General features: G+C 64.1%; 16 protein-coding genes. All 16 read left to right on the plus strand.

What is annotated here, in order from left to right; all coding sequences use genetic code 11:
• Nucleotides 1–7 precede the first annotated feature (7 nt).
• A complete protein-coding gene (locus tag BLV63_RS17185) occupies nt 8–937 on the plus strand; it encodes a phage major capsid family protein (protein WP_066217437.1) in 930 nt (309 codons plus the stop codon).
• Nucleotides 934–1,146, plus strand: coding sequence for a DUF7302 family protein (locus BLV63_RS17190; protein WP_139244716.1), 213 nt, complete (start codon nt 934–936; stop codon nt 1,144–1,146). Before BLV63_RS17185 ends, BLV63_RS17190 begins: the two co-directional genes overlap by 4 nt.
• A gap of 12 nt (nt 1,147–1,158) precedes the next feature.
• Complete coding sequence (locus BLV63_RS17195; RefSeq protein WP_066217441.1) at nt 1,159–1,641, plus strand: hypothetical protein; 483 nt, start codon at nt 1,159–1,161, stop codon at nt 1,639–1,641.
• The gene (locus BLV63_RS17200; protein WP_139244717.1) at nt 1,638–1,976 is read left to right on the plus strand and encodes a hypothetical protein; all 339 of its coding nucleotides are present in this window, start codon (nt 1,638–1,640) and stop codon (nt 1,974–1,976) included. The genes BLV63_RS17195 and BLV63_RS17200 overlap by 4 nt, the downstream gene beginning before the upstream one ends.
• Entirely contained in the window at nt 1,976–2,215 is a 240-nt protein-coding gene (locus BLV63_RS17205; RefSeq protein WP_066217445.1) for a hypothetical protein, read from the plus strand. Before BLV63_RS17200 ends, BLV63_RS17205 begins: the two co-directional genes overlap by 1 nt.
• Nucleotides 2,208–2,633, plus strand: coding sequence for a hypothetical protein (locus BLV63_RS17210; protein ID WP_066217447.1), 426 nt, complete (start codon nt 2,208–2,210; stop codon nt 2,631–2,633). Before BLV63_RS17205 ends, BLV63_RS17210 begins: the two co-directional genes overlap by 8 nt.
• A 66-nt stretch (nt 2,634–2,699) precedes the next feature.
• On the plus strand, nt 2,700–3,221 hold the full coding sequence (locus BLV63_RS17215; protein WP_066217449.1) for a phage tail tube protein: 522 nt from the start codon (nt 2,700–2,702) through the stop codon (nt 3,219–3,221).
• Between the two features lie 97 nt (nt 3,222–3,318).
• A complete protein-coding gene (locus BLV63_RS17220) occupies nt 3,319–3,672 on the plus strand; it encodes a hypothetical protein (RefSeq protein WP_066217451.1) in 354 nt (117 codons plus the stop codon).
• 50 nt (nt 3,673–3,722) lie between these two features.
• On the plus strand, nt 3,723–4,151 hold the full coding sequence (locus BLV63_RS17225; RefSeq protein WP_139244576.1) for a DUF5361 domain-containing protein: 429 nt from the start codon (nt 3,723–3,725) through the stop codon (nt 4,149–4,151).
• A gap of 48 nt (nt 4,152–4,199) precedes the next feature.
• Complete coding sequence (locus BLV63_RS17230) at nt 4,200–7,871, plus strand: phage tail protein (RefSeq protein WP_074784665.1); 3,672 nt, start codon at nt 4,200–4,202, stop codon at nt 7,869–7,871.
• 284 nt (nt 7,872–8,155) lie between these two features.
• A complete protein-coding gene (locus BLV63_RS17235) occupies nt 8,156–8,563 on the plus strand; it encodes a hypothetical protein (protein WP_139244785.1) in 408 nt (135 codons plus the stop codon).
• A gap of 470 nt (nt 8,564–9,033) precedes the next feature.
• Complete coding sequence (locus BLV63_RS17240; protein ID WP_139244786.1) at nt 9,034–9,219, plus strand: hypothetical protein; 186 nt, start codon at nt 9,034–9,036, stop codon at nt 9,217–9,219.
• Nucleotides 9,220–9,429: 210 nt separating this feature from the next.
• A complete protein-coding gene (locus BLV63_RS18475; RefSeq protein WP_139244787.1) occupies nt 9,430–10,086 on the plus strand; it encodes a hypothetical protein in 657 nt (218 codons plus the stop codon).
• 343 nt (nt 10,087–10,429) lie between these two features.
• A complete protein-coding gene (locus tag BLV63_RS18480; RefSeq protein WP_139244789.1) occupies nt 10,430–10,801 on the plus strand; it encodes a hypothetical protein in 372 nt (123 codons plus the stop codon).
• Nucleotides 10,747–10,953, plus strand: a complete 207-nt coding sequence (locus BLV63_RS18710; protein WP_175533612.1) for a hypothetical protein — start codon at nt 10,747–10,749, stop codon at nt 10,951–10,953. The genes BLV63_RS18480 and BLV63_RS18710 overlap by 55 nt, the downstream gene beginning before the upstream one ends.
• Nucleotides 10,954–11,062: 109 nt before the next feature.
• Nucleotides 11,063–11,371: a hypothetical protein gene (locus tag BLV63_RS17250; protein WP_074784673.1), complete on the plus strand. Its 309-nt coding sequence runs from the start codon at nt 11,063–11,065 to the stop codon at nt 11,369–11,371.
• The last annotated feature ends 360 nt before the right edge of the window (nt 11,372–11,731 follow it).

An 11,731-nucleotide genomic window follows, 5' to 3' on the forward strand; every position in this document is an offset into this window, starting at 1 on the left:
GTAAATCATGGCCGTTTTCACGACCACCGACGCCAAGGTGATGCTCCCCAAGAACATCGCTGACGGCATTGTCACGGAAGCCCGTACGGGCTCGACCGTTGGCCAGCTCTCCGCCCGCGAACCTCAGCGGTTCGGCGAGACGGAGTACATCATCTTCAACGACTTCCCGAAGGCGGAGTTCGTGGAGGAGGGAGCCCAGAAGGGTTCCACCACGGGCGGCTTCACCTCCGTGAAATCCACCCCGAAGAAGGCGCAGGTCACTCTCCGTTTCAATCAGGAAGTCCAGTGGGCAGACGAGGATTACCAGCTTGGCATCCTGTCCGAGCTGGCCACTGCGGGCAGTAAGGCACTGTCCCGAGGTCTTGATCTGGGCCTGTACCACCGCATCAACCCGCTCACGGGCACCGTGATCTCGAGCTGGTCGAACTACCTGAACGCCACCACGAAGCGCGTGGAGATCACCGCGTCCTCGGAGGCAGATCAGGACATTCGTGCCGCTGTCGGTCTGCTGGTGAACTCCCCGACTAACTGGGGTGTCAACGGCATCGCCCTCGACCCGAAGATGGCCTGGGCCCTGGCGAACTTGCAGAGCAAGAACGCCGACGGCTCCCCCTCAGGTGTGCAGCGTTACCCGAACCTCGGCTTCGGCACCAACGTCACCGACTTCCTCGGCGTCCCGGCAGCGACGGGCAACACCGTCTCCGGCACCCCGGAAGCGGCCGACACGAAGCTGCGCGCCATCGTTGGCGACTTCCAGAACGGCATCCGCTGGGGCGTTCAGCGTGAACTCCCGGTCGAGCTGATCCGTTACGGCGACCCGGACGGCCAGGGCGACCTCATGCGAAACAACCAGATCGCTCTCCGCCTCGAGATCGTCTACGGCTGGTACGTCTTCACGGACCGCTTCGCCGTCGTGGAAGACAAGGTGACCCCGTGAGCCGCCGGATGATCGACACCTACACCGGATCCACCGTCGTCGTTGACGACGAGCTGGCCGAGTCCCTGGGTTCCCAGTACGTCCCGGAGGACGAGTACGAGGCCCCGGCGGGGCGCAAGCCGGCAGCCCGGAAGGCTGCGACCGGGCGAGCCGCCAAGGCCAAGGAACCCGAAGGCCATGGCGAGGGCGAGAAGTCCGAGGACGAGTAAGGAGGTCGGGCCATGGCTGATGTGACACCGTTTCCGTTCGCCACTGTGGAGGAACTGAAGCAGCGGTGGCCCGACTTCCCTACCGGGGGTGAAGCAGCGGCGACGGTTGCCCTTGAGGATGCGTCCCAATTCATCTTGGACGTCTGCTCAGGGGCCGCCAACGCCAGCGCTTCGACCCGTCGCCGGGTCGTCTGCTCCGTCGTTCGCCGCGCAATGGGCACCCCCGACGGCGGCGAGGGCATGGAGTCTATGACTCAGGGGGCAGGGCCATTCCAGCAGACCTGGAAGATCTCGAACCCTGACGGTAACTACTACCTGAACAAGCAGGAGAAGATCGCGCTCGGCTGCGGGAAGTCCAAGGCTTTCGGGGTGCAGATCGCATTCCGCCCGGAAGGACGCCATCTGCCCTGGTGCAGTCTGAACTTCGGGGCAATGTACTGCTCCTGCGGGACAGACATCGCCGGGGAACCGATCTACGAAGGCGGGACACCATGAAATTCCCCTCCCCCTACACGGTCGGTCACCAGGAGCGCATTGCGGGGGGCGAGGATCCTATGGGTGATCCGCTCCCGGAGCACTGGGAGGACCGCCCTGATCAGAAGGTCATGGGCTGGGCAACACCCGGTTCAGACGTGGAGATCCGCCCCACAGGCTCCGGAGTCGACCGGGATCTGGACCTCTATAGCCCCACCGGGTTCACGAAGCCCCAGGACAAGGTCATCATCGACGGCGTTGAGTTCTTCGCTGTCGGGTGGCCCGAGGACTACAACCACGGGCCTTGGCGATGGGCACCGGGTTACCGGATCAACCTCAAGCGGGTGGAGGGCTGATGGCAATCAGGGTGAAGCTCAACCAGCGAGGGTTCCGCGAACTTCGCAACGCACCACCTGTAGTCGCTTTCCTCGAGTCCCAGGCGGAACGCGTCGCGAATGCAGCCGGCCCAGGGTTCGAGACCGACACCCATACAGGTGGTGCCCGTGCTCGTGTTGCCATCTACCCCGACACCGAAGAGGCGTACCGGGCTGAGGCGAAGTACGGTGCGCTGTCGAAGGCGGTGGGTAGTGGCTAACCAAGTTGTCCTGTTCGGCAATGCCATGGCAGCGGCCCGGCTATGGCTGATCGCGAGGATCCCTGGCCTGACCGTCGTCGGTACTGAACCGAATCCTCGTCCGGACCAGTTCGTTCTCATCAGTGATGCTGGTGGCCGGCAGTTCTCGCCGATCCATGAGAAGGCGTTCCTCATGGTCGATACGTGGGGGCCGACGAAGAACGTTGCTAAGGCCAAGGCGCAGCTCGTCCGGGCGCACCTGTCGGCCCTGAGCAATGACACCATCACTGTCCCGGCCAGTGCCGATTCCCAAGCAATGGATGTCGTCATCTACTGGGCCCACCCCATGGGTGGGCTCGTGGATATTCCTGACCCGGACGCCAAGATCCCGCGCTACCGGCAGAACTTCGAACTCGCTGTTCGTGGGACGCCGATCTAACCCCATCCAACCCTTGCAAGCCCTGCCACCTGGCGGGGCTTTTTTCATGCCCCCAGGAGGGACAACATGGCACTCACTGCCGGCAATGTGCGCGTCGCGGTCACCGGAACGATCTCGTCCGGCCCGCTCGGAACCGCACTCCCCACTGACACCACGACCGCCCTGAACGCCGCCCTCAAGGATCTCGGCTATGCCTCCGAGGACGGCATCACCCAGGCGATCAGCACCGACCAGACCGACATCAAGGCCTGGCAGAACGGTGACGTGGTCCGGAAGATCCAGACCAGCCACGACCTGACCTACCAGTTCACCATGATCGAGACGTCCGCAGAGGTCCTGAAGGTCTACTACGCGGACCCCACGGCCACCGCTTCGGCGATCAAGATCAAGGGCACTCAGACCGATCACCTGGTCTGGGTCATCGAGGTCCGTGATGGTGCCAAGACCATCCGCATCTGCCTCCCGGACGCACAGGTCACCGAACGCGGCGACGTCTCCCTCAAGGGTGACGAGGCCATCGGCTACGACGTCACCCTGACCGCCTACCCGGACTCCACCGGCACCAAGGCCTACATCTACATGGCCTGATCCCAACCCCTGTGGGGCGCGTGTTGCGGGACCGCGCCCCACAGGTCACCACCAGTCCCGCAACCCCTACCAAGTTCTCTGCCCGCAGGAGGCACCCATGTCTGAAATCAAGATCACCGACGACACCACCACCATCCCGGAAGGTGTCAAGAAGCCCCAGGATCGCAAGCCCAGGGTCAACAAGGACGGCACAAAGACCGTCACTGTGCATGGTCAGGAGTACACCATCGCGGCCGACGCACTCGATGACTTCGAACTTCTCGACGACCTGGACTCCCTCGATGAGGGTGAGGTGCAGCGGCTCCCCCGGATCCTGCGCCGGCTGCTTGGCAAGGAGTCATTCAAAACGGCGCTCGAATCGGTTAGGGACCCCGAGACGGGGCGGGTCTCCGTGGAAGCTGGCAGTGAACTGGTCCAGGACCTCATCAAGGAACTGGCCCCAAACTCCTAACGCTCGCCGCTCTCCTTCGGGAGTTCGGCGGGCAGTTGCGGGCCGACTTCTTGCGATACTACGGGCTCCGTCTCACCCGCACCGGCAGGGTTCCCGGCTTCCACCTCTGGGAGGTTGCCGATTTCGCTGAACATCTCCCTGACGATTCGGCGACCAAGCGGGCGCTCGGACAAGGCTGGACGCTTCTCGAACAACTTACTGCCTTGATAGCAGACCGCTTGGCAGTCCTGGCATGGCAGAAGACCGCTGACGGGCAGAAGGGCAAACGCCCACCCAAGCCCATTCCGCGCCCAGGGTTCGAGGACAAGACCACCACGACGTTCAAGGGCAAACCCATGAGCCTCGAACAGGCCGAGAAGTGGAAACAGGCTCGGCGTGCACCGCAACCCCCACCGGGGAAGGTTGCTCACACCACCAAGGCCGGCGTGGTCAAGTTCGTCACCGAACGACAAGTCGCCTATTACAACAGAAACCGCTAGCCCCTGCACCGTCCTGGTGCGGGGGCTAGCCGCATTCCAGGAGGCCCCATGTCTGAACTGGCGACCGCCTATGTCAACATCGTCGCCTCCTCCAAGGGCCTTGGCAAGAGCATCGTCAACGACCTAACTGGGGCAGCAGACGCGGGCAGCGCGGCCGCTGGCAAGCGCGGCGGAAGCTCGTTCGGCGCTGCATTCGCCGGTATCGCCGGCAAGGTCCTCGCCGTCGCTGGACCTGCAATGGTTGCAGGGCTGGCAGTCAAAGGCGGGATCTCTCGAGCACTGAACATCGAGGACGCGCAGGCCAAACTCACCGGGCTGGGCCACTCCACCCAGTCGGTAACGAAGATCATGAACAATGCCATGGCCGCAGTGAAGGGCACGGCGTTCGGCATGGGTGACGCGGCCACCGTGGCTGCTGGCGTGGTCGCTGCTGGGGTGAAACCCGGCCAAGACCTTGAACGGACCCTGAAGCTCGTGGGCGACTCGGCCACCATTGCGGGTGTCGGCATGGGTGAGATGGGAGCGATCTTCAACAAGGTCGCCGCGTCGAACAAGATCCAGGGCGATGTCATCGCCCAGCTGAACGACGCTGGCATTCCGATTGTCCAGCTCTTGGGCAAGGAACTGGGTAAGACCTCCGACGAGGTGTACGACCTCGCCTCCAAGGGCAAGATCGACTTCGCGACCTTCCAAAACGCCATGGAGAAGGGCCTCGGCGGTGCAGCCCTGAAGTCCGGAGAGACCTTCCGTGGCTCGATGGCGAACCTCAAAGCAGCCCTCGGACGCGTCGGCGAAACCGTCATGCTCCCTTTCTTGAGCGCAGCCAAGGACGGGATGAACGGGCTTATTCCGATCATCGATGGCGTAAACAAGAAGCTCAAGCCAGTCTTCGCAAACGTCATGAAGGGCTACGACGCCCTGATTGGCGGCTGGCAGAACGCAAATGCTCAGGTCAATGCCACCGGTTTTGTGGGAACGTTCCTCCGAATCGGCGCGGGAGCACGCAAGGCGTTCGACGAAGTCAAGGGTGGGATCACGGCGATGGTCGCCGCCTACCAAGCGGGCGGCTCAGATGTGACGTCAACCGGGTTCGCTGGGGTGCTCGAGCGCGTCGGCCTTTTTGCGCGTAGCGCTGTCGGATCAGTCCAGGCCTTCTTCGCTGCCTTCAAGGCAGGTGGAGATGACGTCACGTCGTCCGGGTTCTCCGGGTTCATGGAGCGCCTTGGACTCGCGGCGGCATCGGCAGTGGCCTTCGTGCGTGAGAACGCCTCCGCGTTCAAGGCAGTTGCGGCAGCAATTGGCGCTAGCGCGATAGCTTTCAAAGTCCTCACAACCGCAACTTCGGTGTACACCGCGGTGACTAAGGGGGCAGCAATTGCAGCGGCCCTCTTCACGAAGGTCCTGAAAACCAATCCGTTCGTCACTATTCTGTCTGCCCTCGTTGGCGTCGGGACGGCACTGGCATACTTCTTCACCCAAACCGATGCTGGACGTGCGTTGTGGGCACAGATTTCGGCTCAGTTCCAGGCCTTCTCGCCCGTAATCAGCGCATTGGCGACTGCTTTCCAGCCTCTTGGGGCGGCATTCGCTCAACTGGGCGCGCAACTGGCATCGCAGCTGGCTCCCGTACTCGCACAGCTCGTTTCGACCCTGCTACCGGCGGTCGTCCAGATCTTCCAAGTTATCGGCCCGGCGGTGATGCAGGTTCTTGCTGCTCTGATGCCGCTGGTGTCAGCTCTGGTATCGGCGCTTGTTCCGGTGATCACGATGTTGGTTTCAACGGTCCTGCCGCCCGTGATCTCGCTGTTCACGGCGATCGTGTCCGCGATAACCCCACTGATCAATATCCTCTTGGCCGTTTTGATCCCCGTCATCCAGGCCCTCATGCCGGTAGTGACGACGGTGTTCGGCGCGATAGCCAACGTCATCACATCGGTCATGCAGATCGTTCAGGGTGTGATCCAGGTAGTCACTGGCATCATCTCGGGCAACTGGTCCCAGGTGTGGCAAGGGATCCAGAACATTTTCAAGGGCATCTGGAACACCATCGGGTCCATCGTCACGGGTGCTATCAGCATTGTCCGGACCGTGATTAGTAGTGGCCTTTCACTGATCGGGTCGCTGTGGTCTTCAGCCTGGAACGGCATCAAGTCGTTCTTCACCGGGCTCTGGTCGAACATCACGGGTGCGATCTCGTCCGGGATCAACAACGTGGTCTCGTTCTTCCGTGACCTCCCTGGCAAGATCCTCGGCGCGCTCTCCGGTCTGACGGGCTCCCTCGTCCAGATCGGTCGAGACATGATCCAGGGTCTTCTCAACGGTGCCGGCAGCCTCCTGTCCAGCATTGGCAGCTTCTTCCTCAACCAGCTCCCCGGCTGGATCGTCGGGCCGTTCAAAGCGGCCCTGGGGATCCACTCACCGTCGCGAGTGTTCCGGCAGTTCGGTGAGTTCATCGTTCAGGGCCTTGCCGGTGGGGTGAAGAAGGCCGGGCCGCAGGCAACGGCAGCCATTACCGCTGTGGCACGGAAGGTCACCTCTGAGGCCACGAAGCACTTCACAAAGGCTGACCAGCTCCGCAAGGCCGCCTCGTCGCTGATGAGCCGTGCCGCTCAGGTCTCCGGGGTGAAGGCCCCGACCCTGGGGAAGGACGCGAAGGCTAACGCGAAGAAGATGACCGCCTACTACGCGGCGATCTCGAAGCGGAATAAGCAGGTCGCGTCCCTGGTCGCTCAGGGCCGGCAGAAGCTTGCCGAGGCCAACCGGGAAACGTCTCTGGGGCGGACGTTGGATGCGACGTCGCGGATGATCAGCGCCAGCAACGCGCAGATCTCCAAACTCACCACCCAGCGCGCCAGCATCGCGTCCCGTCTGAAGACAGCGCAGAAGAGCCTTTCGGATGCGGTCAAGACCCGGGACAAGGCGGCCAGTGACGCGGCTGAGAAGTTCCGGGACGAGTTCAACCTGGGGGACCTTGCCGGGCGTAGCGCTCAGGGCATTGTGGCGGCTGCGAAGAAGACCGTAGGCAGCGTCCAAGGGTTCAAGGGCCAACTCGACAAGCTGCGGTCCATGGGCCTTGATTCCAGTCTGCTCGCGCAGATCGGTGAGCTTGGCACCGGTAAGGGCGGCTCCATCGCTAAGTCCCTCATCGCCGGGGGCAAGGGTCTTGTCGGTCAGCTCAACGGGCAGTGGAAACAGCTCGGTTCGGTGTCCCAGTCCGCGGGCATGTCGTTGGCGAATGGGATGTACGGGGCGGGGATCGCCGCGCAGCAGGGTCTTGTGAACGGGCTGTCCGGGAACCTCAAGGCCGTGGATGCGGCGATCAAGAAGGTCACCGACCGGATGACCTCGCAGGTGAAGAAGAACCTCGGGATCCACTCACCGTCGCGGGTGTTCCGGTATGAGGTCGGGCGGCAGGTCCCTGCTGGCCTGGCGCTTGGTGTCCGGGACGGTACGGGGCTGGTGTCCCGTGCTGTGGATTCCCTGGTGCAGATCCCCAGCGCCGTCGCTTCCCAGCCCTACCGGCCAGCCTCCTACGTGCCCGCTCCTGGAAGTCACGGACGGTGGGCCGATGGGCGGACCCCCGTGAAGATCGACATCCACGAAACCGCAACCCGCGCGCTACCGCTCTTGAGACGGCGCGTCGATTGGAGGGTCTGTGACCGACATCGTAACGGCCACCATCGGCGGGCGAACGTTCGGCGGGTCAGGGCTCTACCTTGACCCGGCGGACACCGTCGGCGGGGTCCTCACAGCACCCATCGAAGGATGGGGTAACCCGGGAACACGCGGGGACGTGAACCCGTGGCCCGACCGCGACGGGGCCTGGTCTGACCCGGCCTACTACGACGGCGCGAACTACGTCCTCCGGGGCGTCCTCGTGGTCCCGTCGTTCGCCCGTGCGGCGCTCGTGCGGGACCAGTTCGTCGCCGCCCTGCCCATGAAGGTCTACAAGCCCCTGATCGTCGCTGAAGCGGAACTGACCCCGGTACGCGATGGTCCGTGTCGTGGGAACGCCGGAGGTGGTGTGGGACGGGGTCGAGACGATCAGCGTGAACGTGCAGTTCGTCGCCACGGACCACCGCCGATTCGCCGGGACCGGACCGAACGACATCAGCGGCTCCGGGGTCGCCAGGCTCCCCATCACCGATGGGGGCCTGGTCATCCCGCCCACCACTGTCGCGGACACCAACTGGTCCAACAACCCGTCCTTCGAGGTAGACACCTCTGGCTGGGTCGGTGTCGGTGGAGCCCTGACGCGGGAGACCGTATCCCCTCCGGCGTGGATCGTCGGCACGGCCTGGGGCAGACTCACCACCGGTTCCGGGGCAACCCGACCCGGCGTCCTGGCCGCATCATCCACGGACCAGCGGGTGAACCTCTCCCCGGGGACTGGGCGGCGGTGTCGATGCTGATGGCCAACGATTCCGGCTACACCAGCCAGATCGGGATCCGCTTCTTCGACTCCACCAACACCCGTATCAGTGAGTCCATGAGCGCCCCCACCAACAACACCGGGGGCAGGGTCACACACTCGGCACAGGCCCCGGCAGGCACAATCTACGCCAGCCAGTGCCCTACCTGTACAACGGCGGAACCGTCATCCCCTCCGGCGTGAAGCTGGACTTCGACGCCGTCAGATCAGCGCCGCTGCTACCCAGTCCGCTGCGGTCGCCTTTGCCGGGGACTACTTCGATGGCGGCTCCGCACCCTCCGGCGGGTACACGTTCCGGTAACACGTCCACAGCGGGAAAGAGCACCTCGGAGAAGGTTCAGCTCGCCGGTTTGACCGTGCCGTTCGCGATCACCGCGACCGTGACGAACAACGCCGTCACGGTCGGATCCTCCGGCACCGGGACCCCGGGTCGTGGTGACCATCGCCGCCGTGAACACGCATCTGACCAACCCTCAGATCACCGATGACCTCGGCAACCGCATGACGTTCAACCTCGTCCTGACCGTGGGGCAGTTCCTCGTGATCGACCTGGACAAGAAAACGATCCTGCTGAACGGCACCGCCTCACGGCGCACCGCCCTACGAGGATCGTGGATCAACCCCCGCCCGGCATGACCCTCACCTTCAACGCTGAGGGGTTCCTCTCCACCAACCAGGCCACCGCCACCGTGGCCTGGACTGACACCTGGAATTAGGAGGGCCTACTGTGCCTCTTGACGCAATCGACCCCAGCTTCATCAACGCGCCCCCCCCCGCTGGCCCTCCCCTCTACACGGGAGAGTCCCTGCGCCGTGACATCGCGGGCTCCTGGCCCCCGGTGCCGCGGTGGGGACCAGCCGCAGCGGTGTCCTTGACGCCCGCGCCCTGGCGATCACCCTCTCGGGCAACAATGTCCTGGCAACGGCAGGGCCGGCAGCGGTCGCGTCCAGTACGGGAGCGTACCTCACCGGACTGGCCACTTCAGCCACCGTTGACCCCCTGGTCGCAGCGGATGCGAACAACCCCCGCCGTGACCGGGTGATCCTTCAGGTCTGGGACCCCAGCAACCCGCAGAATGACGGCACCAGCGGCGGGACGAACCGTAAGGGTGTCGTCCGGATACTCACCGGGGACCCGGACCCGCTCGCCACCACGGGCGGCGGGGTGAAGCCCGAACCAGGTCTGGCCCTGACTCTGGCGTTCATCGACGTCCCCAAGGCCGGAAGCGGCTCCCCCGTGGTAACCGATCAGCGGCCAATCACCGCAGCAGCGGGAGCACCGATCCCGGTCAACAGCCTGGCCGAGGCCCGCGCCCTGCCCAAGGTGCGCGGCCTGCAGAGGCTCCGCATGGACCTTCCCGGGTTCCCCACGCAGTCTACAACGGCACCGTCTGGACCCATGTCGGACCGTGGAAGCGCACCACCTTCACCGTCAATTCCACGAACATCCCCACCTCGGCCAGTGATGGCACCGGCTCCCGTGCCGTGGCGACCATGTCGATGAACGCGGAAGCCTACGACCGGCGCATGAAGGTCTTCGTCCAGACCAGCGTGAACTCGGGTGCCATCGCCTCCGGGATCAGCCGGTGGGATGTGTGCGCATCCCTCATGCAGTCCCAGGCATCCAACGCCCAGACCCGCTCCCCGCTGTGCTGGACAGCCCCCGGCAACTACCTGATGAGCAGCTACATCGAAACCGAAGAGATCATCGTCCCGGCAAACTCCTGCCCATCCCGCGCTTCTGGGTGGACAAGGTCACCGGCAACGTCTTCACGGGCGTGTCCGTGGATCCGAAGATCACGAAGTTCTGGGTTGAGGAATGCCCCGCTGACGAAGCCTAGGATGCCGTGAGGTTCATCATCTGTGACCTGATCACCGGCACCGTCCTAGACGAAGCGCCCCTGGTCATCGCGGAGGACCTGACCCGCCAGCTCAAGGGCGTGGGCGAGGGCAAGTTCTTCGCCCCGTTCTTCGACGGGGAAGGCCGCCTCTACAAGAGCCGGTACTGGGAGAAGCTGATCGTTCCGTGGAAGTCCCTCATCCTCGTCACCGACGAGGATGGCCGGATCATCTGGCACGGGATCCCCAACAGCACCGCCACACCAGGTATCAACGGTCAGGAAATCCCTGCAGGACCGTGGAGGAATACCTTCTGCGCCGGTACATGCCCACCGCCGAGTTCCTTGACGTCGACCAGGCCAACATCTTCGCCGCCATGATCAACGCCGCGAACGTCAACGGCATCGGCCTCGAGGTGGACGCCCCACTGACGGGGGTGATCTTGGAACGCCTCTATCAGGACGCGGAGAACACCAGGATCGGGGACCGTCTCACGGAACTGTCCAACGCTTCCCCGGCTTCGACTGGATGATTGATATCCAATGGGCCGACGCCGCCCAGTCGCGGGTGCGGAAGATCGCACGGATGCGCCCCACCATGGGCAACCGCACCACCACCCCGGAGCACGCGTTCATCTCCGGGTGAACATCACCGACGCCACCCCAGAGACCCGGTGGGGCCAGGGAGACGCCGCGACCCTCGTCACCGCAGTCGGCGACGGTGAAGGCGAATCCCGGCTGATCTCCGCACCCGGGATCGACACCATCCGGGAAGCCGCTGGATGGCCACGCCTGGAAGAACGCCGCAACTTCTCCGGCGTGGACAGCGAAGAAACCATCGCCGCCCACATGGCCCGCATGAAGCAAGCGTTCTTCGGCGGCCAGACCCTCGTGACTCTTGAAGCGAAGATCCCCGGCGACGGGACTACTACACCGGGCCGGCGGACCTGACCCTGGGCGATACCGCACAGGTCAACGTCCGCGTCGGGCAAGACCCCCGTCGACCTGGACGAGTTCGCCATCGAGCTTGATGCTGTCTGGCCTGTCATCGTACTCCCTGAGCCAGGACATGAAGACCTGGAAGCCGACCCTTGCCGACCTGACAGGAGGTGACATTGGTGCCAGTGGATAAACAGCTTCATCCCCCGCCCCTTCGGTGTCACCGATGCGCGGAACCGGGTCGATGAGCTGGCACGGAAGCAGCAGGCCCTTGACGGGGCCAACCGGAACAGCTCATCCACCATCCCGCCAGGTGGCACACTCCGCGTCGAAGGCGGCGTCCTCGTCCCCGGCGGGCAGATCAGCGTGACC

Source organism: Arthrobacter woluwensis (genome assembly GCF_900105345.1).
GTDB classification, from domain to species: Bacteria; Actinomycetota; Actinomycetes; order Actinomycetales; family Micrococcaceae; genus Arthrobacter_E; species Arthrobacter_E woluwensis.

Bases quoted from the DNA above. Each gene is read 5' to 3' on its own strand.
- BLV63_RS17200 (WP_139244717.1), top strand. From the start codon at position 1,638: ATGAAATTCCCCTCCCCCTACACGGTCGGTCACCAGGAGCGCATTGCG.
- BLV63_RS17195 (WP_066217441.1), top strand. From the start codon at position 1,159: ATGGCTGATGTGACACCGTTTCCGTTCGCCACTGTGGAGGAACTGAAG.
- BLV63_RS17215 (WP_066217449.1), top strand. From the start codon at position 2,700: ATGGCACTCACTGCCGGCAATGTGCGCGTCGCGGTCACCGGAACGATC.
- BLV63_RS18710 (WP_175533612.1), top strand. From the start codon at position 10,747: ATGCCCACCGCCGAGTTCCTTGACGTCGACCAGGCCAACATCTTCGCC.
- BLV63_RS17230 (WP_074784665.1), top strand. From the start codon at position 4,200: ATGTCTGAACTGGCGACCGCCTATGTCAACATCGTCGCCTCCTCCAAG.
- BLV63_RS17205 (WP_066217445.1), top strand. From the start codon at position 1,976: ATGGCAATCAGGGTGAAGCTCAACCAGCGAGGGTTCCGCGAACTTCGC.
- BLV63_RS17185 (WP_066217437.1), top strand. From the start codon at position 8: ATGGCCGTTTTCACGACCACCGACGCCAAGGTGATGCTCCCCAAGAAC.
- BLV63_RS17220 (WP_066217451.1), top strand. From the start codon at position 3,319: ATGTCTGAAATCAAGATCACCGACGACACCACCACCATCCCGGAAGGT.